This window comes from Lichenibacterium dinghuense (assembly GCF_021730615.1).
Classification (GTDB): Bacteria; Pseudomonadota; Alphaproteobacteria; order Rhizobiales; family Beijerinckiaceae; genus Lichenihabitans; species Lichenihabitans dinghuensis.
This window is the reverse complement of record NZ_JAJLMN010000004.1, coordinates 137,413-158,441: the sequence shown is the minus strand read 5'-3', so window position 1 is coordinate 158,441 and position 21,029 is coordinate 137,413. Positions and strand designations below refer to the sequence as shown.

Here is a 21,029-nt window from a genome sequence, read left to right as displayed (position 1 = left end):
CCCTGGCCTCCGTCGCCTTGGTATCCGCCTCAGCCCTCGCGGTGGCAGCGCGCTCCTCTGCCATCCGCCGATCGGCCTCGGACTGCCGGGCCAGCTCCTCCGAATAAGCGGCCTGCTCCGCCTGCTTCGCCTCCTCCACCTTGGCGTCGAGCTGCGGCCGGATCACCGACAAGACGGCCCGCGGCAGGTCGGAGCTGTAGGGACCTTGGATGAAGCGCTCAGCCTCCCCGTCGCCGTAGGTGGACTCGTAGAGCTCAAGCAGCGCGTTCATCTCGCGCGGGCATCGCTGGAGCTGCCGCGTGACGTAGTTCGCCAGGAGGCCGGCGCGGTACTGGACCGCCCCGTCCGGGTCCGCCAGCGTCACTCGCGCGACGCGTATCCTGCGGTGAAGGCCGCCTTGTGGAAGGGGCGTCTCGCGGCTGAGATCTGCCCTTATTGACGTCCATAAGGTCAGAGCCTTGGCCCAGCAGCTCAACGTTGTCGAACTCGGCCGCCGCCGTCGCTGGTCCGAGGACGAGAAGCTCCGCATCGTGATGGAGAGCCTGGAGGCACCGCGGCTGGTGTCGCCGACGGCTCGCCGGTACGGCATCTCCCGGTCGCTGTTGATGGCGTGGCGTCGCGCGCTGAAGGTCGAGCGTGCTGCTCCCGATCCGGCGCCGGCCTTCGTGCCCGCCGTGGTGGTGCCCGAAACCCTTTCCGAGGCCAAGCCAATGGCTCGAAGGGCTCGGCGGCAGGCCGCGCAGGGCCGCATGGTGATCGAGGTGGGGCGGGGGCGGCGCGTGGTGGTGGACGGCGCCGTGGACGCCGAGGCGCTGGCCCGCGTGCTCGACGTGCTGGACCGGCGATGATCCCGGCCCCGTCCGCCGCCCGGGTGTGGATCGCGGCCGGCCACACCGACATGCGCCGCGGCATGAACGGCCTGTCGCTGCTGGTGCAGGAAGGCCTCGGGCGCGATCCTTCGCGGGCGACCTGTATGTGTTCCGGGGCCGGCGCGGCGACCTGATCAAGTGCCTGTGGCACGACGGGCTGGGCCTGTCGCTCTACGCCAAGCGCCTGGAACGGGGCCGGTTCGTGTGGCCCGCGACGGCGGGCGAGAGCGTGGCCATCACGCCGGCGCAACTCGGCTATCTGCTCGAAGGCATAGACTGGCGCCATCCACAGCAGACTTGGCGACCGAGCCGAGCAGGATGAAGACGGGACTGTTATCAACACTATCGATGCTCGCCACTCTGGCGTTGTTCGAAGAACTATGATCGGCTCTGTTCATGGCGAAGCGGCCCAAGTCCGAGAAGATCGACGTCGAAGCGCTGCGCGCAGCCCTCGCGGCCGCCGAAGCCCGCGCGGACGAAGCCCGGGCCGCAGCCGATCGCGCCGAGGCCGAGGCGGCCGCGGTGAGGGCGCAGCTGTCGGGCGACGCCGCGTTGATCGCCCACCTGCGGCTGGAGATCGCCAGGCTCAACCGGACCCTCTACGGCCAGCGCTCCGAGCGCACGCAGCGCCTCATCGACCAGTACGAGCTGCAACTCGAGGAACTCGAGGCCTCGGCGGCCACCGACGCCCTCGCGGCCGAGAAGGCCGCTGCCAAGGCCGCGATACCGGCGCCGACGGAGCGTCGGAAGCCGTCGCGCCAGCCCTTCCCGGCCCACCTGCCGCGCGTGCGCGTCGTGGTGCCGGGCCCGGGCGCCTGCCCGTGCTGCGGCGGCACGCGCCTGTCCAGACTCGGCGAGGACGTCACCGAGACGCTGGAGGTGGTGCCGCGCAGCTGGACCGTGATCCAGACCGTGCGCGAGCGCTTCGCTTGCCGCGCCTGCGAGGGCGTCAGCCAGACGCCGGCGCCCTTCCACGCCGTGCCACGCGCATGGGCGGGGCCGAGCCTGCTCGCCATGGTGCTGTTCGAGAAATACGGCCAGCACCAGCCGCTGAACCGGCAGGCCGAGCGCTACGCCCGGGAAGGCGTGCCGCTCAGCCTGTCGACCCTGGCCGACCAGGTGGGCACCTGCGCGGGTGTGCTGGAGCCGCTGTTCCGGCTCATCGAGAAGCACGTGATGGCGGCGGGGCGGCTGCACGGGGACGACACCACCGTTCCGGTGCTGGCCAAGGGTAAGACCAGCACGGGCCGCGTATGGGTCTATGTGCGCGACGACCAGCCCTTCGGCGGCGCCGATCCCCCGGCGGCCCTGTTCCGCTATTCGCCCGACCGGCGGGGCGAGCACCCGCAGGCGCACCTCGCCGGCTGGACCGGGGTGCTGCAGGCCGACGCCTACGGGGGCTATGGCAGGCTCTACGAGGGCGGGCGCAAGCCCGCGCCGATCATCGAGGCCGCGTGCCGAGTAGGCGAGGATGTTCCCATCCCCGCCCCTCACAGACCCGGACGTGCAGATTTCCCGCATCCGGTTCTTCGCGCGCATGGTTCGCTCAAGGAGCGGCGTACTTGTGGACGATCAAGGCCGCGGGCAAAGGGTACCGCGCGAGCATGGCTCGGAAGCGCTGCCACGGCAGGTTGCTGTGGCGGCCGCGCCGCGCGAGCCACTTTCTCCAGGCCCGTACGATCTGGTTGTGATACCAACGGATCCGCCGGCCGTTGCCGGTGATGCCGTAGTAGGCGCAGTGTCCCCGGATCACCCGTGACAGACGCGTATGCTGCTCCCGGAACGGGCGGTGCAGGTTTCGCCTGAGCCACTCGTTCACGGACGCGAGCGCCCGCGCGTAACGGTCCTTGGCCGTCACCTGGGCGACGACGTTCCTGCCCTTGCGCGACTTTCCCCACACGTGGGTGAAGCCGAGGAAGTCGAACGTCGTTCCCGCTGCCTCGGATGGCACCCTTGCGGGCGCCGGAACCGGAAATCCACGAAGCGGGTCTTGGTCGGATGGAGCGTGAGCCCGTACCGGCCGAACCGCTTGCCCAGCACGGCCAGCATCTTGATGCCGGCCGCGTGGTCCTCGAACGCCATCACCGCATCGTCGGCGTAGCGAACCAGCAGGCAACGCCCCCGCAGGTGCGGCCGCGCCACGGTCTCGAACCATCTGTCCAGCACGTAATGCAGGTAGATGTTCGAGAGCAGCGGCGAGATCACACCACCCTGGGGCGTGCCTCCCGTCGTACGGCGAAGGACGCCCTTGTCGAGCACCCCTGCCTTCAGCCATTTGTCGATCATCCTCCGGACGACGCCGTCCGTGACTCGCCGGTCGAGGAAGCTTCGCAGGTGCCCGTGGTCGATGGTGTCGAAATATTTCGATATATCGACATCCACCACCCAGCGGAGCCCCTGCTCCATGAACCCCGTGCGCAAAGCGCGCAGGGCATCATGGGCCGAGCGTCCCGGCCGGAAGCCGTACGAGCACGGCAGGAACTCCGCCTCGTAGATCGGCTCCAGCAGCAGGAGGATCGCCCGCTGCGCCACCTTGTCTTCCAACGTCGGGATGCCGAGCGGCCGCATCGACCCATCCGCCTTGGGGATGAGATGCCGACGCACCGGCGGCGCGACGTAGCGTCCGGACTTGATGCGCGCCATGAGGTCCGAAAGATTGGCCTCCAGGTTCGCCTCGTAGTCCTTGGCCGTCACACCGTCGATGCCCGGCGCGCCATCCTTGCGCGTCAGGCGATAGGCCTCGGCCATCCAGTCGAGGTCGATCAGGTGGTGCAGCGAGGTCAGCACCCGCTCGGGATGCGTCCTCGCCAGATCGGCTATCCATTGTCGTTTCGTGGACAGGTTTGTGAGACGCAGGGTTCTCTCCCGTGTTTCCCGTCAATGGTTCATCGCGCGCGGCGGCCCCTTCCTCCGGCGGGTCCCGGTGAGCCCGGTTCCCCGCCCTCGGCGGTACTATGAAGCCGCTACGACGTCCCGCCGCACTCGGCCTTCGGCTTATGCCTTCGCCTCGGGCTTCCGCATGGTCCTGGCTTTTCGTGCTCGCCGAAGCGCTCCCGGTCGTCGCCAAGCCGGCGACCGGGCCTGGAGCCTTGTTGAGCCGGCGCTCCCATTCCGGCGGTTTCCACGCGGGTGTCGGCGGGACCTCTCAGGTTCCCAGGTGACCCATCCCGTACCTTTGCCCTGCTCCAAGACCCCGGTCGAACCGGACGGCCTGACCATGACGGCCGTCCCGGTGCTGCCCCCGCACCCAACACGGCGAAGGCTTCGACGCTTTCATGATCTCGAGGCTTACGGCAGGGCTTCAGTACCCGCTGTATACGCTTCACGAGCGGCGTTGCCGCCGCCCATGCAAGACTCGCTTCCGGCTGGCGGGCTCCGCCTCTACCGGGAGGGTGTCGAACCCTCTGGATCACGATGAAAGGTTTCAGGTCACATCCGTCCTCCTTTCCAGGGCTTACCCTGACGCAAGCTGGGCCCACGCGCGGAGGAAGTTCTTTGAGCTGGCCGACATCGAGGCCGCGGCGCGCCAGAGGGCCCGCAAGAAGGTGGCGGTGATCGCGCCGCTGGCGCTCGAAGCCGTGCGGCGCATGGACGAGCTGTTCGCCATCGAGCGGAGGTGAACGGCCGGCCAACGGCCGAGCGCCTGGCGGCGCGGCACGAGCGCTCCGCCCCGATCGTGGCGGCCTTGGAAGGCTGGATGCGCGCCGAGCGCGCCCGCCTGCCGCGCGGTGCCGAGGTGGCCCGGGCCATGGACTACATGCTCGAGCGTTGGCCGTCCTTCGCCCGCTTCCTCGACGACGGGCGCGTGTGCCTCAGCAACAACGCAGCCGAGAGGGCCCTGCGCGGCTTGGCTCTGGGCCGCAAGGCGTGGCTGTTCGCCGGCTCGGACCGCGGCGGACAGAGGGCGGCCTTCTTCAACAGCCTGATCGTGACGGCGAAGCTGAACGACGTCGACCCGCAGGCCTGGCTGGCCGACGTGCTCGGCCGCATCGCGTCTCACCCGGCCCAGCGCCTCGCCGAGTTGCTGCCGTGGAACTGGAAGCCGACCTCGGCCGCCTTGGCGAGCCTCGACGCCGCAGCCTGACCCGGACGCTCAGCCCCGGGCCTTCCCGACCCGCGATCACGCCGCGACGAAACCCGCAAGCCCCGTTTCCGCGGCCCTCGCCGTAGGCGTACCGCGACGCAGTAGGTCAGCGCCTTGATGTCGGGCACCACGATCTTGCGCTTCTGCGCTTCGGTCAGTTCGTAGAAGGGTGACCCGGCCCAAGCCGTTGCCAATCCCGCTGTGATCGCGGTTGTCACGACGATGGATGCGAGGGCGAGGCGCATGGCGGCGGTCCGGGCTACCCCGATTCGGCCGGGGTAGCTTGACGCTAGCGCGCTCCACCGGAGCGTGCAATCAAGCATGGTGTCGGAGCGTGGCAGGTGATCCCGTGCCGTGGCAGCATCGGGTTGCGCATCGGCGCGCGGTGGAGGATCGGGTGGGCAACATCAGGACGATGGCGGATCTACGCAAGGCGGTGGAGGATGCTGTGCAGATCCTCCTGGCGCTGTTCGCCGTCGGGCTCCTGGCGCTCGCTCCCGTCTACGCGACCCGCGGTCACGTGGACATCGCGGGGACCCTGGCCGGTCTCTTCCTGCTCTCGATGCTGACTCTGTCCCTGCCCCGGCTCCGCGCCATCGAGGCGTTCGGCGTCAAGGCGCAGCTCAGGAAGGAGATCCGGAAGGCCGAGATCACGCTCGACCAGCTCAAGACCTTGGCGCGGTCCTCGATCCGGCAGGGGTTCCTGCAGGCGCGGACCCTGCCCATAGCCGAGCGGCGTTCCGTCATGGCGACGCTGAACGAGAGCATCGGCGCCGCCGAGCTGACCGACGCGGAGGCGGCCGAGTTCCGGCGCCCCCTGCTTGATAGCCTCGCGCAGGAGATCCTGTACGTCGTCCAGTCGGCTGCCGTGCACATGAAGGTGCGGGTGATTCACGACATCGAGGAGCGGCTATTGCCCCTCCAGTCGCGGACCTACGGCGCTCCCGACCCGAACGAGCCCATGCGGACAGAGCTGACGCAGGAGAAGGACCGTCTGATGGCGCTCCGCATCCCCGCCCGACCCGGCAACGCCACCGTGGAGACGCTGCCCGACTACCTCGACGCCTGCGCGGTCGACTTCCCGCGCAGCCCCGATGACGATCGGCGCCTGCGGAACGTGATCGCGCACGGCCGGCGCATCATGCGGGAGTGCGCGGCGACCAACCTCCTGCCGGCCGACTTCGACGGATTCACCTCGTATCGCGCGCACTATCTGGCGCCCGAGGATGGCCCCGAGCGTGCGGCGGCGCTGCTCGGGGGCCGCTTCGGGGAGGAATGAGCGCGTCCGAGCCCCGTGGACACCCGTCTCGATCCCTACGCGCTACTCCGCCCCCGGAGAGTCCCGGGGCCAGCCAGCGGGCTCCGCACGCGCGGCGCTGGGCCATTTCAGGATCGTTCGCCGGCCAGAGGTAGCCCATGCTGGTCAGCCACCTCAATCTGCGGAACTTGAGACGTTCTCCCATCGGTGGCATGCCGCCATCGTCACGCGAGAGACCGCATGTCCGACACAGCACCCGTCGCCCTCGTCGAGATCACGTCCGAGGTCGTCTCGGCTTACCTCGCACAGAACCACGTCCCGCCGGCCGAGATCCCCGCCCTCATCGCGTCGGTCCACGCCGCCTTCGCGACCATCGGCGAGCCCGAGCCCGCCGCGGTGGAACCGGAGAAGCGAGAGCCCGCCGTCCCGATCAAGAAGTCCGTCACGGACGAGTTCATCATCAGCCTCGAGGACGGTCGCAAGCTCAAGTCGCTGAAGAGATACCTCGCCGGGCTCGGCATGACGCCGGGCGAGTACCGGGCGAAGTGGGGTCTCCCGAACGACTATCCCATGGTGGCGCCCGCCTACGCGCGTCAGCGCAGCGAACTGGCGAAGACCATCGGGCTCGGACAGCAGCGCCGGAAGCGGTGACGCCTGTACCGTTCAAGCCGGCGGCGGCTCATGTGGGCCTACATTTCATGGTGGTGCATCGAAGATCGAAGCAACTTTCACGGATAGCAATCTGTCCTCTATGCGGACCATAGAGGAACACGCTCATGCACATTCTCCGCATCACCGCCGCCGCCCTCCTGATTGCCTCGCCGCTTGCCGTCACAGCGGGCTCAGCCAACGCCGCCACGGCTCACAACTCGCAGGCTGGCGGCTTCGGAGCTTCGTCCAACGCCGGGGACTCCACGGTCAGCTCGCGGCACGTGAAGCACTCGGCCAAGCACATGCGCAAAACCATGTGAGACTATCTGCCGGATGTCCTACCTCCCCTGTGGCTTAATCCCTTTGAACATCCATTCGATGACGACCATTGTTGCACCGCAGCATGACGCTGTCTGAAAGGCAGTCTCATGCTGTTTCCCTGGTACGCGGCGACGATGCTCTCCATCGAGTCCAACGGTGTCATCGGCCTTCGCCTGATGAAGATGACCTTCGGTGGACCGGATGCGCAGCACGAAGCTGAGCTGATGGTGAGTGAGAAGGTCGACGCATTCGTCGAGGCCGCGGGGAGCCTCTGCGGAGGCGCCACGGCCGCTATGGTGATCGGTCGCTACCGGGAGTACGTCGCGGCGAACGCGTCGAGATTGGCTGCATGACGGTCCTCAGGGCGGTCGGGAACGCGAGCCGTCAGGCAACGGATCGATGGGCACGCTTGGCTGCTATCGCCCATGAGCGTGCTGCCGAGCAGTCGGCCAGAGCCCTGGCAGCATCGAGCGTCGAAGTGGCGGGCGCACACCTGCAGCAGGAAGCCTACCTCGTGAAACTCGCAGAGGTGTACGAGGGGCGGGCGAGGGATGGGGCTGCCGCCGCCTGAGTTCTCGAAGCGCATAGCCAGTCTTCAGGACGGCATCCTGCCGAATCCGACCAGCCGCACCAGCAGCTTCGCCATTTCGCCGAGCGGCACCACATGGTCGGGGCTGTCGCCGTAGATGGCGCTCATCGGCATGCCGGGGTCGACAGCCCCTTGGGGCTTCTGCACGACCGAGATGCCGCCGGCGAGCTTGATGGCGCGCAGACCGGCGGTGCCGTCGTGATCGCCACCCGTCAGCACGACGCCGATGACGCGCGAGCCGTAGACCTGGGCTGCGGATCGAAACAGCACGTCCACGGCAGGCCGGGAGAAGTTGACCGGCTCGCCGTGGTGCAGCTCGAGGACGCTCTCCGCGACCACGGCCGTGTGCCATCCAGGAGGCGCGATGTAGACCTGGCCCGGCTCGATCCTGCTGCCCTGTTCAGCATAGTCAACCGGCATGGCGGTGCTTCGCCCGAGGATGTCCGCCATGGCCATGGGGCTGTCCGGGGCCGTGTGAAGCACGATCAGCACCGCGGCCGGCAGATCAACGGGGAAGTTGCCCACGACCCTGCGCAGGGCGTCGACCCCGCCTCGCGAGGCGCCGATGACGATGATGTCGCGACGGGGTGCCATGATCGGGGAACGGTCAGCATCACGGGCCGGGTCCGATGGGGCGAACCTGCTTATAGTCGCTCCGGCCTTTCCGCATCGGCCCAGCCTGCCGCGCTGTGCTAGCGGTGCCACCTCCTGCACGACGCGCCGGAGCACGCGCGGCGGAGAGCCGTTACGGTGCGGGCCCGGCGGGCGTGCGGGGACCTGTTCACGGGGCCGTGTAGGTGGAAATGCTCGATTGCTACGCCGCCTGGAACAGCTTGAGGATGAGCTGGCTGTTCTGGTTGGCGATCGACAGGGCCTGAATGCCGAGCTGCTGCTGAGTCTGCAGGGCCTGCAGGCGCGTCGAGGCGACGTTCATGTCGGCGTCCACCAGCGAGCCGACGCCCGAGGTGATCGCGTCGGACAACGACGAGACGTAGGACTGCTGGTTGGTGATGGTGGTCTGAGTGGCGCCTATCATAGTGCCGACGGTGGTCACATACCCGAGATAGGTGTCCACCGCAGCTTGAAGCAATTTCAGGTCGCTCGGCGTCGCCGACGTGATGTTGAACGACAACAGGCTGGCAGGTTGATAAGCATTTGCCCCGGTGCCGGTGCCTGCGGTGCCGTAGGCTCCCGAGCTGAGCCCGTAGTAGGCGAGATAGCCGGTGGAGAGCAGCCCACCCACACCGACGAGCTGCGTTCCGGCGATCTGAGGGCCTGCGACGAAACCTCCTGCGGTTGAGAGCGAGGTCTTACCGACGCTCGTCGTGCCCGAGGCGTTGCGTGTGAATGAGGTCACGAAGGACGCGGATGCGCCGGACGATCCGTCGACCAAGTTCACCCCGTTGAACGACGCCGAGGCCAGCACAGCGACGATGCTGCGCTGCTGCGCCGTGATGTCGGTCTGCACGGCTGCCAGCGATGCACCGGGCTGCTGGGCGGTGACGAGGTCGGTCTTGATCTTGTTGAGCAGCGTCAGTGTCGAGGTGACGGCCGCCGTCGCGGTGCCGACCACGGACGAACCGAGGTTCAGCGCGTCCGACACGGAGGAGAGAGCGCCCGTGTCGGACTTCAGCGTGGAGGAGATCGACCAGTAGGCCGCGTTGTCGGACGCCGTCGCAACCTTGAGGCCGGACGAGATCTGCGACTGTGTGGTGTTGAGCGCTTCCTGGGTCGCAGACAGGTTCTGTAGCGCCGTCATGGCGAACGAGTTGGTGAGGATGCTCGCGGTCAATCTCTCACTCCCAGCCGCCTTCGTCACCGGACGACTTGAACTAAGATCACATCGAACCCTTACCGACTCCACCCATGATGGTAGTTAACGCATAGCCCGTTCAGTGTGCTCCTCACAGCCGTCTGTCAGCGGCGTCACTCTTGGGACGATGCAGCAGATCGCCAACGCCGCCGGGAGATGATCTACATTGCCTGACGCGCACTCGGATGCATGTTCGAGGAAGCATACCCAATCGCATGAGGCGCCTGGGGGAGGCCAGTACGGACGCGGCCTCCCCCGACCCGACAGCCGCGGCGGATTGCGCGACTGACCGGGACACCATGGGGCGGTGTGGTTGACGCCGCGTTCATGCCGACCCGAGCGGAGCGAGCAAGGCCAAGCGCCCTTCCCACGTAGTCGGGAGGGCATTGCTTGCTCCGGACGGAGGTCGTGCTGGCGAGGGCCACAAGGGGCAACAAAGGACCACCGAAAGGCCACAAGCGAAGGGACGTCACACCCTACGCACTGAAGCGCAGGAGCCCCGTGGACGGCGATTTTGCACCCTGGCCGCTACTTCTGCGCCGAGAGGCCGAAAATGCCGTCAGCGGGCTCCGAAGGGGCGGCGCAGGGCATTATCCGGGCATGGAGAGGTGGCCGAATACGGTGGCGATGGCGTGCAGCGTGATCGCCACCGCTGCCCATAGCGCCGCCCTGCCGGTGAGGTCTCGCGCTCGAACAACAGCCTGCATGAACAGCGCGGTTTCGGCTCTCCAGGCTGGCTCCGACGTGACGGGTTCCTTGCCGATTCCCCACTGCGGATTGAACGGGAACATTCTTGTTGAGGACCACCAGAGCCACACGGCCCATAGGCCCGCTACGATCGAGGCACCCGTGAGCCCGTCGGTGATCACCTCGACCATCGCCTCGTCTCCCGTCGAGCGGCCTGCGCCCCGCCCTTCATACCCTCGAAGGAAATACCTGTACCTCGTGCGGCGCACGGTTTTGTGCCCACCCCCTGCCCCGGCGCCGAGCGGCGCATCGAGATCCAGGCCTGCCACTCCGGCGAGGCGATCCGCACCACGTTGGTGTCGTTCCGGAAGGCGCGGAGGCGGCGCACCTCGACGGTGAGCAGGCCAAGCCTGCGGGCCTCGGCGAGGGCGTTGCGCACGGTGGTGCGGCCGACGCCGGCCAGCGACGCGATGTGGTCGAGCGCCAAGTCGCAGCGGCCGTGCCGCGCCACCTGGGCGGCCACGACGGACAGCGCCGATAGCTCGCCAGCCGTGAACCGTACCGCGAGATGCGGCGGCATCCATCCCGAGGCGACCCACCGGCGGCGGCGCTCGACGCTCTCGCTCGACCGGGGGCGGGACCCGACGCGCCGCCTGGGCTCGGCCGGCCGGACCGGCACCGCTTTGCGCGCCGCGATCTCCTCGGCGAGACGCTGTGCGTCTTCCTCGGACACCGCCCCGCAGGCGAAGGCCTCCCCCAGGCGACTCCGACCTGAGCCAAGCATCCGGGTCAGTTTGCGCGATTGCGCAAGTTCGCAGGTCGGGCGTCCCACGGGGCGCCTAGCTCGACGTTCTATCCATCCACCGCCGCACGGCTCCGCTCCAGCGCCGATCCGTAGCCTCGGGGCTCGTCCACGCCCGAGCCCGCCTAGTTGCCCACCCTCGTCCGCCATCATGGCCCTGATGTCCTGAACGGGTGCGATCTTCCGCAGTCGATCCGGCTCGGCCGCGCTGGCGACCGGTGCGGGTGTTGCGGGCGGCCCCACGGGCGCGAGGTCCTGTGCTTCGGCGACGGCCTGTGGTGGGACGAGGACGCGCTCGCTTGGCGCTGTGGGACCGGGCGGCATCACTGGTGCCTGCCGCCGCCGCACACCACGGCTCTCCGGATGCGGCGCACTCGCGTGTTCCTGTCGGTCTGCCACCTCGACCACGATGTGCCGAACGACGCGCCGGGCAACCTCGCCTCGCTGTGTCAGCGATGTCACATCCTGCATGGGGCGCCGGAGCATCACCGCCGGCCCGTCACGGCACGGGTGCAGCGGGCAATGGGGGACCTATTCGATGAGCCCTGCCCGGTCACGTGCGGATCGACGTCGTAGCAGCCTCGTGGGCGGCAATTTCGCAACCGAGCCGCGGGTTGAGTCGAAGGACGGAAAACGCCGCCAGCGTGCTCCGCACGAGCAGCGTGAAGCTTTCTCGGGTGAGGGTGTCGCGCGTCAGCACAGCGATCTAGCCACGACTCTTGGGCACCAAGCCCAGGTCGGCGCCTCGCGAGACCACGATCACCACGGCCCTGCCGCCATCGGCGTCCAAATCTCAACGTCGCCGACACCTCACGCCTGGTCCGTTTCCATCGTCGGGCAGGAAGCGCACCTGTTCCGTCTCAAGGGCGTCTCGCATCATCGCGATAGCTTCAGCCGAGACGAGCTGGTGCCCATCACGCTCGAAGCGCTTCACCGTCGAGATCGAAAGCTTGGCAGCCTTCGCGAGGTCCAACATGGACCAGTCGACCATGGCGCGTGCGGCACGAAGCTGAGCAGGCGAAATTCGATCAGGCATACAGTCCTCTCTGCGGGAGAGCCGTTCGGCCTAACCCAGCACATGGTTACATAGCTGAGTCGCAATCGTCTGGGTTGTGGAGCGACCCTGTTGAGGTAAACGAGGCCCGGCGTGAAATCGATTTCGGGGGACCGGCTCTGTGCCGCGGTACTTTTTTGACGTGCAGGACAGCCGTGGCCTGCATCGCGACCGCGTCGGGGACGAGTTAGCCACTCTCGGTGACGCGGTAGAACAGGCGCGGATCATCCTGCCGGACATCATTCTCGAAGAGCCGCTGGTCGCTCATATGCACACCGTCACTTGCGACGTGCGGGACGATGCGGGCCGGGTCGTGTACCGGGGCAAGATGACCTATGAGGAGATCGGCGATTCCGACTGAGGTTATCGTTCTTGGTGGCCGACCGCACGGCCATGGAGAGCGCCCACCCCTGCGAATATCAGGCTCAGAGGGCTCCGCCCGGTCCGCGAGGTATGACTGCCTTGTGGCTGGCCTCGATCTGCGCCTTCGAGCTGTCCAGGACTGTCAGCAGGTGGTCGACGTTTCGCATGAGGCGATCCCCGAGCACGCGCGCCGTCGCCTTCAGGTCGGCGTTACGCAGGCTTTGACGGCGCGCGTCCGACAGGGCCGCCAAGTAGGCCTTGTCGTCGTCCGCTGTTCTCTGTCCCTGGAACAGCAGCACCGCCCGGTAGAGGATCTTGCCGTTCTCGTCTCTCACGGCTGCGCCGAAGCTGTTGGACTGCTGGCTAGGGATGACCTCCCTGGCTAACTCCGGCAGGAGGGCTGCCGCCTCATCGGTCGCCTCGTCCAAATTTGGCAGCTCGACCCCAAACTCGTCGTATGTTGCTTTCTGGCCATCGTAGACATCGAAGTAGAAGGTCGGCATAGGTCGGACCTCACGTTCACTCTGGAGATGTATGACAGTCCGCCGGAATGACCCCAATCAGGTCATATAGGCGCGTCTTGTGCGCTCGGAAACTATCACAGGTTAAGCCTCTGGCGGGATCCCCGGTGTAGCCAGATTGCCCGTACGAGGGCCAAAGGCTTGACCGACCTCCTTCATCACGACGGGACCCCGTCAGACATCCGTTCGTCAGCCGTTCAGATCCGGGCCGTTCACGTCACCCCGGGGGTGACGGGCATCATGCTGCTCGCGGACGCTGCGATTGGCGGTCATTCCGGGTCATCACGGCTTCGACAGCGGCGTAGCTGGCTGGCCTCCCACATTGCAGCGATCCAGGCACTTGACCAAGCCACCCTGCAGCGAGCGCATGCGACTGTTGCCAGAAGTCGTCAGGTCCTCTGCCAGGCTGACCGCTCTCTGGCCTACCTGAAGTCGGCAGCCTCTGTGCTCCTCAGCATGATCGACGTGGGCGACAGGGTAGGACTGGGCAGCGCAACTCCGCTTTCCGAACCGGTGGTCTCTGTCGGCTCTCCACACGGAGAGCCGGCACAGGCCGCGGCGCGCCACCTCGGCGGCGATGGCGGACAGGGCGGCAGCCTCGCCGTCGTGAACCGCGCCGCGATCTGCAGCGGGAGCCACCCCGACGACGTCCAACGCCGGCGTCGCTCCATCGCGGCCGGCGAGCGCGGCCGAGATCCGACCCGACGCCTGGGCTCGGCCGGCATTGGAGGCACCGCTTTGCGCGCCGCGATCTCCTCGGCGAGCCTCTGCGCGTCCTCCTCGGACACGGCACCGCAGGCAAAGCCCTTCCACACGGCCGCCGACAGATCAGCAAGCCGCTCCCGTGGCGTGCCCGGCAGGGCTCGCCTGATGTCGTCCGCAAACATGAACCCTGCCCCAAGCTGGGGCCGTCGTCGGCGCGTGCGTCCTAGATCGCGGAACCGTGCGGTTTCGCGTTGACACCCCGCGGGGTGCTGTGAGAGCGTCGGAACTGTTCAGGGTTCCTAGCCCATCAATTCCAGAAGCCTCCTCGCCGGCAAGCGTGGGGGCTTCTCTCGTTTCAGCGACCTATCCGGCCATCGTTGCTCCGTTCGGCCGCCGCGACTCGCGCCGGACCATCGCCCATCACGCCCAGACCGGGGCCTTGTGTCAAACTGACGCGAGGCCAGCGCTTCAACGCGAAACGGGCGGAGCCTTTCGACCCCGCCCGCCCACCAGTGCTGACCTGCCCCGCGTCTTCCCGGCCGGATGCCTACGGCCGCAGCTCTCGCTTGAACGTCGGCAGATCAGGCGAGGCGCACAGCGCGGCCAGAGCCAGCATGCCATCAGCCCGCGCGAGGGTTTGGCTCGGGAACGCCTCGGGCCCGCGTTGGAGCACCACGCCGCCGAACCTGCGCAGCTCCCATGTGAAGGCGTGAGTGCCCGCCTTGACGATGAACAGCTCCGGCTTACCGAACGCGTCAGGAGCTTCCTGCTTTACCTTTCTGGCCGCAGCAGCGGCGATGCGGGCCGCTTCGGTGAAGTACCGGCGGGTCGGTGGGGAATCCGGCATGGACAGGCCTCCTACACCCCGTACCAACGCGCAGGGAAAATGATTCAGCCACGCGAACCGGCGACAAGCCGCATCCGTTGCAGGACCATCGTCGGATCGAACATCGGGCACCGGCGGCTGAGCGAGCCTTGTGCGCTTCCGATCACCGGAGAACGCGCATGCCTCGCTTTCACTTCTACGTCCACAACGGCAGAGAAGCGTTGGACGAAGAAGGCATCGATCTCCCCGACGTTCGAGCCGCGAGAACCGAAGCCGTCCGACTGGCCGGGGGCATGCTGCTCGACCGGGCGTCCTTGGTACACGACGATGGAGCATGGCATCTGTCCGTGACGGACGGATGTGGCAGGCCGCTGGTGCGCGTCGACGTGAACGTCGTCGACCTGCTGACGGTCCAGTGAGGACCAGAGCTAACTCATTGAGGCGCCGTTCTGATGTCCGCCCGCCGCTCCGGGCGCCTGCCGGCCCTGACCTTGCTCGACCAAGTCGCGCCGATCCACTGCGCGCTGTGCGTCGAGATGGCCGGGCTGACGATCGGAGGGGCTCACTACGCGGCCGTGGCGCGGGCCGCCGAGGCGCTGGCGCAGCTCGCCGCCGACCTCGGGCATCCGGGGCGGTTCGCGGAGAGGGCGCCGCGGGCGAACATGGGGTGACCGCGGCCCGACCAGGTCGCGTCCTGCCGGACCGCGGGCCTCACACGACGCAGATCGCGCTCAGCCCCACACCTTGCCCACAACCGGCGCGGCGCTACAACCTGCCGATGCCGACAGCCCATGCCATCGCAGCGGTCAGGACCGCGCTTGCAACCCTGCTCAGCCTCCGCAAGGTCACCGGCAAGACGGCGGCCGTGAAGCCGCTCAACAACGTGATCGACGTCGCCGTCGAGGAGGCGCGACAGATCCTGGACCAGCCTGCGCGGAGGCCTGAGCAGGCGTTGAGGCGGTTCGGGGAGGGGTGAAACGGCGAAGCCGGCGGGTGGGAAGCGGCAGGGCCACCACGACCCAGGAGGCCGTGTTCAGGGCGTGGGCCGCACAAGGGTGAAAGGGATTATGTGCGCTGGCTCGCATGTTCACATGCTCGGGTGTTCACGCCCTGGCGATGGGCGGCTCCCCGTACTGCTGAAACAGCAGGTTCAGCGCCTCGGCCAAGAGCGCGGCTTGTGACCGATCCTCCTTCACGGCGAGGATGGCGAGCTGCTTCCTCACGGCCGGGTCGAAATAAGCCGAGATGGCGACCTTGCCCTGCCGGCTCGGCGGCTGGCCGGGAGCCTTCTTGATGCCGCCCAAGCCGCTCGCGAAACGATTCATGTGTTCACCTGTCCGACTGTGCGCGTGCGGACATGCCAAGCTGTTCACCTGTCCACAAGCGGAGTTGTTCGACTTCGCTGGCCGCCTTGCCCCTTGGCTCGACCTCCTGCGCGACTTGGCCGGAGATCAAGCATCGGCTGTAGGCCACGCGGTCGCCGATCCGCACCGGGCAGACAGGCAGGCCGAGCGCGTCGGAGATCATCTCGGCCGCCTCGTCCGCGACGGCGCCGAAGGACGGGACGCTGTTCAGCACGGCGACGGCCGGCACCTTCACGAGGCGGAGGAGGTCGGCGGTCCTCCGCATGGCGCGCAGGTCCATGATGGACGGCTGGCACGGCACGATGACGAGGTCCGCCGCGCGAGCGGCGTCAAGCGCCGCGGCCTCGTTGTGTGGCGCGGTGTCGATGATGAGCGCGCCCGTTCCGATCTCGCGGGCGTGGGCCAGCACCTTGCCCAGCCGCGCCGGCTGCACGCTCTCGACGTATCCCTGCGGTGAAGGCCGCCTTGTGGGAGGAGCGTCTCGCGGCTGAGATCTGCCCTTATTGACGTCCATAAGGTCAGAGCCTTGGCCCAGCAGCTCAATGTCGTCGAACTCGGGCGCCGCCGTCGCTGGTCCGAGGACGAGAAGCTCCGCATCGTGACGGAGTGCCTGGAGGCACCGCGGCTGGTGTCGCCGACGGCTCGCCGTTACGGCATCTCCCGGTCGCTGTTGATGGCGTGGCGTCGCGCTCTGAAGGTCAAGCGTGCTGCTCCCGATCCGGTGCCAGCCTTCGTGCCCGCTGTGGTGGTGCCAGAGCCGGCCGCTGAAGCCAAGGCAGCGCCGCGTCGAAGCAGGCCGCGGCAGGCCGCGCAGGGCCGCATGGTGATCGAAGTGGGGCGGGGCCGTCGCGTGGTGGTGGACGGCGCCGTGGACGCCGAGGCGCTCGCCCGCGTGCTCGACGTGCTGGACCGGCGATGATCCCGGTCCCGTCTGCCGCCCGGGTGTGGATCGCGGCCGGCCACACCGACATGCGCCGCGGCATGAACGGGCTGTCGCTGCTGGTCCAGCAGGGCCTCGGGCGCGATCCGTTCGCGGGCGACCTGTACGTGTTCCGGGGCCGGCGCGGCGACCTGATCAAGTGCCTGTGGCACGACGGGCTCGGCCTGTCGCTCTACGCCAAGCGCCTGGAACGGGGCCGGTTCGTGTGGCCCGCCACAGTGGGCGAGAGCGTGGCCATCACGCCGGCGCAACTCGGCTACTTGCTCGAAGGCATAGACTGGCGCCATCCGCAGCAGACCTGGCGGCCGAGCCGAGCGGGATGAGGGTAGGATCGTTTTCAACAGTATCGACTTACAAATCCCTGGCATTCAGTGAAGATCCATGATTGCGGATTCCGATCGAAGCCGGCCACTGATTCCGAGATGAAGCCGGCCGCCATTCCGATTTGATGCCGGCCACCGTTCCGAGATGAAGCCGGCCACCCTGATCCGGCAATAGCGTCCCCGCAGGTCAGCAACCGCGGCACCCTGCCTCGCCCCCCCACGCGAGGAGATCGGGATGCCGGCCAGGAGAGAGCTGACGATGCGACAGATCCGACACATGCTCCGGCTCGCCCGCGACGGGGTGAGCGCCCGCGAGATCGGCCGAACGCTCGGCATCGCGCGGTCCACCGTCCAGGACAACCTCGCCCGTGCGTCAGCGGCGGGCTTGGCTTGGCCGATCGATGAAGAGATCACCGACGCCGTCCTCGAACAGCGGCTGTTCGACCGCGTCGGCGTGAAGCAAGGCGTCAGACGACGCGTCGAGCCAGACTGGCCGTCGATGGTGCGCGAGATGCGCAGGCCCGGCGTCAACCTGATGGTTCTCTGGGAAGAGTATCGTGTATCTGAGCCCGGCGGCTACGGTTACTCGCGCTTCTGTGATCTTTACAGGAGTTCGAACGCCGTGTCACGCCGGTGATGCGCCAACACCATGCCGCCGGCGACAAGGTGTTCGTCGACTATTCCGGCAAGCGCGTGCCCATCGTCGATCCCGCCACCGGCGTGGTGAGACAGGCCGAGATCTTCGTGGCGGTGCTGGGCGCCTCCAGCCTCACCTACGCCGAGGCGACGTGGACCCAGGCGCTGCCGGACTGGATCGGCGCCCACGTGCGCCTGTTCGACTTTCTGGGCGGCGTGCCGCGCCGGTGGTGCCCGACAACCTCAAGAGCGGGATCAACAAGGCGTCCTTCTACGATCCGGAGATCAATCGCTCCTACGGCACCATGGCCGAGCACTACGGCATCGGCGTGCTGCCGGCCCGGCCGAGGAAGCCGCGCGACAAGGCCAAGGTGGAGAACGGCGTCCGCTTCGCCCAGAGCTACATCCTGGGACGCCTGCGGGCCCAGACGTTCTTCTCGCTGGCCGAGTGCAACGCCGCCATCGCGGCCATGGTGGAGCGCATCAACGCCCACCCCATGCGCCGCCTCGGCACCACGCGCCGGGCGCTGTTCGAGGCCGTGGAGCGGGCCGCCCTGCTGCCCCTGCCGTCGGCACCCTACGTCTTTGCCGAGTGGCGGCTGGCACGGGTCAACCTCGACTACCACGTCGAGGCTGCCGGCTTCCTGTACTCGGTGCCCCATGCGCTGATCCGCGAGCAGGTGGACGTGCGCCTGACGGAGCGCACCGTGGAGGTGTTCCACCGCGGCCAGCGCGTCGCCGCCCACGACCGGCGTTATGGCGGCGCCCGGCACGGCACCGACGTCGAGCACATGCCGAGCGCTCACCGGCGCTACGCGGAATGGACGCCGGCCCGCTTCGAGCGCTGGGGCCGGGAGATCGGCCCCGAAACCGAGGGCCTCGTCATCGCCATCCTGCGCGGGCGTCCCCATCCCGAGCAGGGCTTCCGCACCTGCCTGGGCGTGCTGCGCCTGTTTCGCGGCCTCGCCCCAGCTCGGGCCGAGGCCATCTCCGCCCGGGCCACGGCCATCGGTGCGCTCACCTACAAGAGCATCGCCTCCATCATTGCCAACAACCTCGACCGAAAGTCTCGAATAACAGAAACGACGAAGATCATCGATCATCCGAACCTGCGCGGCGCAGGCTACTTCCACTGATAGGAGACTTGACGATGCTTGCTCATCCCACACTCGAACTTCTGCACGGCCTCGGCCTGCACGGCATGGCGCAGGGCTACAAGACCCTGGACGGGAACCCGGAAGCGCAGGCGCTGACGCACGCCGAGTGGCTCGGCATCATCCTGGAGCACGAGAAGACCCTGCGCGAGCAGAAGCGCTTCGAAACCCGCGCCCGCGCCGCCCACCTGCGCCATCCGGCCAGCGTCGAGGATGTCGACTACCGCGCCCATCGCGGCCTCGACCGTGCCCTGTTCCTCAAGCTGTCCGGCTGCGACTGGATCCGAAGCCGGCGCAACCGGTGATCACCGGGCCGTGCGGTGTCGGCAAAGCTGGCTCGCCTGCGCGCTCGGCCAGAAGGCCTGCCGGGAGGACCTGTCGGTCCTGTACTACCGTGTGCCGCGCCTGTTCGCGGCGCTCGGTCTGGCGCGCGGCGACGGCCGCTATGCCAAACTGCTCAAGCAGCTCGCCCGCGCCAGGCTGCTGATCCTCGACGATTGGGGCCCTGAGCCCCTCAGCGCCGAGCAGGCGCGCGACCTTCTGGAGATCGTGGAGGACCGCTACGACGCCGGCTCGGTGCTGATCACCAGCCAGGTGCCGGTCGACCGCTGGTACGAGATGATCGCCATCCCGACCCTGGCCGATGCCGTGCTGGACCGCCTGATCCACAACGCCTACCGGATCGCGTTGTCCGGCGACAGCCTGCGCAAGCACCGCCCTGCCGACCAGCTGGCTTGACCCGAAACACTCCTCGACCGATCTACGAACCCGACCAGCGGGGCGCCATCGCCGTGGCCGGCTTCAGATCGGAACGGTGGCCGGCTTCATGTTGGAATGCTGGCCGGCTTGAAATCGGAATACCCGGCCGGCTTCGTCGGAATCTGCATCCATGATCGGCTCTGCTCATGGCGAAGCGACCCAAGTCCGAGAAGATCGACGTCGAGGCGCTGCGCGCACCCCTGGCGACCGCCGAACTCCGAGCCGACCAGGCCACGGAGCGCGCCGCTGAGGCCCGGGCCGCAGCCGATCGCGCCGAGGCCGAGGCGGCCGCCGTGAAGGCGCAGCTGTCGGGCGACGCCGCGCTGATCGCCCACCTGCGGCTGGAGATCGCCAGGCTCACCCGCACGCTCTACGGGCAGCGCTCGGAGCGCACGCAGCGCCTCATCGACCAGTACGAGCTCCAACTCGAGGAACTCGAAGCCTCGGCGGCCGCCGACGCCCTCGCGGCCGAGAGAGCCGCCGCCAAGGCCGCGGTGCCGGCGCCGACGGAACGACGCCAGCCCTCGCGCCAGCCCTTCCCGGCCCACCTGCCGCGCGTGCGCGTCGTGGTGCCGGCCCCGGGCGCCTGCCCGTGCTGCGGGAACACGCGTCTGTCGAAGCTGGGCGAGGACGTCACCGAGACGCTGGAGGTGGTGCCGCGCCAGTGGACCGTGATCCAGACCGTGCGCGAGCGCTTCTCCTGCCGCGCCTGCGAGGGCGTCAGCCAGACGCCGGCGCCCTTCCACGCCGTGCCGCGGGGATGGGCGGGGCCGAGCCTGCTCGCCATGGTGCTGTTCGAGAAGTACGGCCAGCACCAGCCGCTGAACCGCCAGGCCGAGCGTTACGCCCGCGAGGGCGTGCCGCTCAGCCTGTCGACGCTGGCCGACCAGGTGGGCACCTGTGCGGCGGCCCTCGATCCCCTGTTCCGGCTCATCGAAGCCCACGTCATGGCGGCGGGGCGGCTGCACGGGGACGACACCACCGTTCCGGTGCTGGCCAAGGGCAAGACCAGCACGGGGCGCGTGTGGGTCTACGTGCGCGACGGCCGGCCGTTCGGCGGGCCCGATCCCCCGGCGGCCCTGTTCCGCTATTCGCCCGACCGGCGGGGCGAGCACCCGCAGGCGCACCTCGCGGGCTGGACCGGGGTGCTGCAGGCCGACGCCTACGGGGGCTATGGCAGACTGTACGAGGGCGGGCGCAAGCCCGCGCCGATCATCGAGGCCGCGTGCCGAGTAGGCGAGGATGTTCCCATCCCCGCCCCTCACAGACCCGGACGTGCAGATTTCCCGCATCCGGTTCTTCGCGCGCAT

General features: G+C 68.2%; 23 protein-coding genes and 6 pseudogenes. 18 read left to right on the top strand and 11 right to left on the bottom strand.

Annotated elements, in window-relative coordinates:
- Positions 1–364 (bottom strand): hypothetical protein (locus L7N97_RS29275; RefSeq protein WP_237482918.1); only part of this gene is annotated, 364 nt, incomplete at its 3' end.
- Positions 365–458: 94 nt separating this feature from the next.
- On the opposite strand from L7N97_RS29275, the gene tnpA (L7N97_RS29270) reads away from it, so the two are divergent.
- The 3 genes and pseudogenes from tnpA (L7N97_RS29270) to tnpC (L7N97_RS29260) form a co-directional block, all read left to right on the top strand.
- The gene (gene tnpA, locus L7N97_RS29270) at positions 459–848 is read left to right on the top strand and encodes an IS66-like element accessory protein TnpA (protein WP_237477091.1); all 390 of its coding nucleotides are present in this window, start codon (positions 459–461) and stop codon (positions 846–848) included.
- Positions 845–1,191, top strand: a pseudogene (gene tnpB, locus L7N97_RS30650) (IS66 family insertion sequence element accessory protein TnpB). The gene tnpA (L7N97_RS29270) and the pseudogene tnpB (L7N97_RS30650) overlap by 4 nt, the downstream one beginning before the upstream one ends.
- A 74-nt stretch (positions 1,192–1,265) precedes the next feature.
- Positions 1,266–2,327 (top strand): annotated as a pseudogene (gene tnpC, locus L7N97_RS29260) (IS66 family transposase); the annotation flags it as partial.
- Positions 2,328–2,723: 396 nt separating this feature from the next.
- On the opposite strand, the gene ltrA reads toward tnpC (L7N97_RS29260), so the two are convergent.
- Positions 2,724–3,656: a group II intron reverse transcriptase/maturase gene (gene ltrA / locus L7N97_RS29255; RefSeq protein ID WP_237482914.1), complete on the bottom strand. Its 933-nt coding sequence runs from the start codon at positions 3,654–3,656 to the stop codon at positions 2,724–2,726.
- 683 nt (positions 3,657–4,339) lie between these two features.
- Between ltrA and tnpC (L7N97_RS29250) the strand changes: the two are divergent.
- The 6 genes and pseudogenes from tnpC (L7N97_RS29250) to L7N97_RS29225 form a co-directional block, all read left to right on the top strand.
- Positions 4,340–4,953: pseudogene (gene tnpC / locus L7N97_RS29250) on the top strand (IS66 family transposase); the annotation flags it as partial.
- 283 nt (positions 4,954–5,236) lie between these two features.
- Positions 5,237–6,232 carry a hypothetical protein gene (locus L7N97_RS29245; protein WP_237482912.1) on the top strand — a complete coding sequence of 332 codons (996 nt, stop codon included), beginning with the start codon at positions 5,237–5,239 and terminating at the stop codon, positions 6,230–6,232.
- A 219-nt stretch (positions 6,233–6,451) separates the two neighbouring features.
- A complete protein-coding gene (locus L7N97_RS29240; protein ID WP_237482909.1) occupies positions 6,452–6,862 on the top strand; it encodes a Ros/MucR family transcriptional regulator in 411 nt (136 codons plus the stop codon).
- A gap of 125 nt (positions 6,863–6,987) precedes the next feature.
- Complete coding sequence (locus L7N97_RS29235) at positions 6,988–7,182, top strand: hypothetical protein (protein ID WP_237482712.1); 195 nt, start codon at positions 6,988–6,990, stop codon at positions 7,180–7,182.
- Between the two features lie 108 nt (positions 7,183–7,290).
- Entirely contained in the window at positions 7,291–7,536 is a 246-nt protein-coding gene (locus tag L7N97_RS29230) for a hypothetical protein (RefSeq protein ID WP_237482908.1), read from the top strand.
- On the top strand, positions 7,533–7,754 hold the full coding sequence (locus L7N97_RS29225) for a hypothetical protein (protein ID WP_237482906.1): 222 nt from the start codon (positions 7,533–7,535) through the stop codon (positions 7,752–7,754). The genes L7N97_RS29230 and L7N97_RS29225 overlap by 4 nt, the downstream gene beginning before the upstream one ends.
- A gap of 24 nt (positions 7,755–7,778) precedes the next feature.
- Here L7N97_RS29225 and L7N97_RS29220 read toward each other — a convergent pair whose 3' ends face one another.
- The 5 genes from L7N97_RS29220 to L7N97_RS29200 all read right to left on the bottom strand — a co-directional run bounded on the left by L7N97_RS29220 (position 7,779) and on the right by L7N97_RS29200 (position 12,065).
- Positions 7,779–8,366, bottom strand: coding sequence for a chemotaxis protein CheB (locus L7N97_RS29220; RefSeq protein ID WP_255722523.1), 588 nt, complete (start codon positions 8,364–8,366; stop codon positions 7,779–7,781).
- 220 nt (positions 8,367–8,586) lie between these two features.
- Positions 8,587–9,564 (bottom strand): flagellin N-terminal helical domain-containing protein, encoded by a 978-nt coding sequence (locus L7N97_RS29215; protein ID WP_237482903.1) that lies wholly within the window; start codon positions 9,562–9,564, stop codon positions 8,587–8,589.
- A 611-nt stretch (positions 9,565–10,175) separates the two neighbouring features.
- Positions 10,176–10,463, bottom strand: a complete 288-nt coding sequence (locus L7N97_RS29210) for a hypothetical protein (RefSeq protein WP_237482901.1) — start codon at positions 10,461–10,463, stop codon at positions 10,176–10,178.
- Positions 10,451–10,852 (bottom strand): GntR family transcriptional regulator, encoded by a 402-nt coding sequence (locus tag L7N97_RS29205; protein WP_237482899.1) that lies wholly within the window; start codon positions 10,850–10,852, stop codon positions 10,451–10,453. Before L7N97_RS29205 ends, L7N97_RS29210 begins: the two co-directional genes overlap by 13 nt.
- A 1,015-nt stretch (positions 10,853–11,867) precedes the next feature.
- Positions 11,868–12,065, bottom strand: a complete 198-nt coding sequence (locus L7N97_RS29200; RefSeq protein ID WP_237482890.1) for a helix-turn-helix domain-containing protein — start codon at positions 12,063–12,065, stop codon at positions 11,868–11,870.
- 184 nt (positions 12,066–12,249) lie between these two features.
- Between L7N97_RS29200 and L7N97_RS29195 the strand changes: the two genes are divergently transcribed.
- On the top strand, positions 12,250–12,489 hold the full coding sequence (locus L7N97_RS29195; protein ID WP_237482888.1) for a DUF6894 family protein: 240 nt from the start codon (positions 12,250–12,252) through the stop codon (positions 12,487–12,489).
- Positions 12,490–12,553: 64 nt separating this feature from the next.
- Here L7N97_RS29195 and L7N97_RS29190 read toward each other — a convergent pair whose 3' ends face one another.
- Positions 12,554–12,994: a DUF6894 family protein gene (locus tag L7N97_RS29190; RefSeq protein WP_237482886.1), complete on the bottom strand. Its 441-nt coding sequence runs from the start codon at positions 12,992–12,994 to the stop codon at positions 12,554–12,556.
- Between the two features lie 1,270 nt (positions 12,995–14,264).
- Positions 14,265–14,564: a hypothetical protein gene (locus tag L7N97_RS29185; RefSeq protein WP_237482569.1), complete on the bottom strand. Its 300-nt coding sequence runs from the start codon at positions 14,562–14,564 to the stop codon at positions 14,265–14,267.
- Between the two features lie 158 nt (positions 14,565–14,722).
- Here L7N97_RS29185 and L7N97_RS29180 point away from each other — a divergent pair, with 158 nt between their 5' ends.
- From L7N97_RS29180 to L7N97_RS29170, 3 genes are all read left to right on the top strand, one after another.
- The gene (locus L7N97_RS29180) at positions 14,723–14,962 is read left to right on the top strand and encodes a DUF6894 family protein (protein ID WP_237482884.1); all 240 of its coding nucleotides are present in this window, start codon (positions 14,723–14,725) and stop codon (positions 14,960–14,962) included.
- A gap of 33 nt (positions 14,963–14,995) precedes the next feature.
- Positions 14,996–15,214: a hypothetical protein gene (locus tag L7N97_RS29175; RefSeq protein WP_237482883.1), complete on the top strand. Its 219-nt coding sequence runs from the start codon at positions 14,996–14,998 to the stop codon at positions 15,212–15,214.
- Positions 15,215–15,321: 107 nt separating this feature from the next.
- On the top strand, positions 15,322–15,519 hold the full coding sequence (locus L7N97_RS29170; protein ID WP_237482881.1) for a hypothetical protein: 198 nt from the start codon (positions 15,322–15,324) through the stop codon (positions 15,517–15,519).
- A gap of 127 nt (positions 15,520–15,646) precedes the next feature.
- Here L7N97_RS29170 and L7N97_RS29165 read toward each other — a convergent pair whose 3' ends face one another.
- On the bottom strand, positions 15,647–15,868 hold the full coding sequence (locus tag L7N97_RS29165) for a ribbon-helix-helix domain-containing protein (RefSeq protein ID WP_237482879.1): 222 nt from the start codon (positions 15,866–15,868) through the stop codon (positions 15,647–15,649).
- 4 nt (positions 15,869–15,872) lie between these two features.
- Positions 15,873–16,340: a ParA family protein gene (locus tag L7N97_RS29160; protein WP_237482876.1), complete on the bottom strand. Its 468-nt coding sequence runs from the start codon at positions 16,338–16,340 to the stop codon at positions 15,873–15,875.
- 93 nt (positions 16,341–16,433) lie between these two features.
- Between L7N97_RS29160 and tnpA (L7N97_RS29155) the strand changes: the two genes are divergently transcribed.
- The 5 genes and pseudogenes from tnpA (L7N97_RS29155) to tnpC (L7N97_RS29135) form a co-directional block, all read left to right on the top strand.
- Positions 16,434–16,826, top strand: coding sequence for an IS66-like element accessory protein TnpA (tnpA, locus tag L7N97_RS29155; RefSeq protein ID WP_237482874.1), 393 nt, complete (start codon positions 16,434–16,436; stop codon positions 16,824–16,826).
- Positions 16,823–17,170, top strand: a complete 348-nt coding sequence (gene tnpB, locus L7N97_RS29150; RefSeq protein ID WP_237482872.1) for an IS66 family insertion sequence element accessory protein TnpB — start codon at positions 16,823–16,825, stop codon at positions 17,168–17,170. Before tnpA (L7N97_RS29155) ends, tnpB (L7N97_RS29150) begins: the two co-directional genes overlap by 4 nt.
- Before the next feature lie 259 nt (positions 17,171–17,429).
- Positions 17,430–18,942 (top strand): annotated as a pseudogene (gene istA, locus L7N97_RS29145) (IS21 family transposase).
- A 14-nt stretch (positions 18,943–18,956) separates the two neighbouring features.
- A pseudogene (gene istB / locus L7N97_RS29140) lies at positions 18,957–19,698 on the top strand (IS21-like element helper ATPase IstB).
- 167 nt (positions 19,699–19,865) lie between these two features.
- Positions 19,866–20,948 (top strand): annotated as a pseudogene (gene tnpC, locus L7N97_RS29135) (IS66 family transposase); the annotation flags it as partial.
- Positions 20,949–21,029: the final 81 nt, after the last annotated feature.

What these genes read in the sequence shown, in the direction of transcription:
- L7N97_RS29240 (WP_237482909.1), top strand. Translation starts at nt 6,452, where the DNA reads ATGTCCGACACAGCACCCGTCGCCCTCGTCGAGATCACGTCCGAGGTC.
- L7N97_RS29235 (WP_237482712.1), top strand. Translation starts at nt 6,988, where the DNA reads ATGCACATTCTCCGCATCACCGCCGCCGCCCTCCTGATTGCCTCGCCG.
- L7N97_RS29230 (WP_237482908.1), top strand. Translation starts at nt 7,291, where the DNA reads ATGCTGTTTCCCTGGTACGCGGCGACGATGCTCTCCATCGAGTCCAAC.
- L7N97_RS29225 (WP_237482906.1), top strand. Translation starts at nt 7,533, where the DNA reads ATGACGGTCCTCAGGGCGGTCGGGAACGCGAGCCGTCAGGCAACGGAT.
- L7N97_RS29220 (WP_255722523.1), bottom strand. Translation starts at nt 8,366, where the DNA reads ATGGCACCCCGTCGCGACATCATCGTCATCGGCGCCTCGCGAGGCGGG.
- L7N97_RS29210 (WP_237482901.1), bottom strand. Translation starts at nt 10,463, where the DNA reads ATGGTCGAGGTGATCACCGACGGGCTCACGGGTGCCTCGATCGTAGCG.
- L7N97_RS29205 (WP_237482899.1), bottom strand. Translation starts at nt 10,852, where the DNA reads ATGCCGCCGCATCTCGCGGTACGGTTCACGGCTGGCGAGCTATCGGCG.
- L7N97_RS29200 (WP_237482890.1), bottom strand. Translation starts at nt 12,065, where the DNA reads ATGGTCGACTGGTCCATGTTGGACCTCGCGAAGGCTGCCAAGCTTTCG.
- L7N97_RS29190 (WP_237482886.1), bottom strand. Translation starts at nt 12,994, where the DNA reads ATGCCGACCTTCTACTTCGATGTCTACGATGGCCAGAAAGCAACATAC.
- L7N97_RS29185 (WP_237482569.1), bottom strand. Translation starts at nt 14,564, where the DNA reads ATGCCGGATTCCCCACCGACCCGCCGGTACTTCACCGAAGCGGCCCGC.
- L7N97_RS29180 (WP_237482884.1), top strand. Translation starts at nt 14,723, where the DNA reads ATGCCTCGCTTTCACTTCTACGTCCACAACGGCAGAGAAGCGTTGGAC.
- L7N97_RS29175 (WP_237482883.1), top strand. Translation starts at nt 14,996, where the DNA reads ATGTCCGCCCGCCGCTCCGGGCGCCTGCCGGCCCTGACCTTGCTCGAC.
- L7N97_RS29170 (WP_237482881.1), top strand. Translation starts at nt 15,322, where the DNA reads ATGCCGACAGCCCATGCCATCGCAGCGGTCAGGACCGCGCTTGCAACC.
- L7N97_RS29165 (WP_237482879.1), bottom strand. Translation starts at nt 15,868, where the DNA reads ATGAATCGTTTCGCGAGCGGCTTGGGCGGCATCAAGAAGGCTCCCGGC.
- tnpB (WP_237482872.1), top strand. Translation starts at nt 16,823, where the DNA reads ATGATCCCGGTCCCGTCTGCCGCCCGGGTGTGGATCGCGGCCGGCCAC.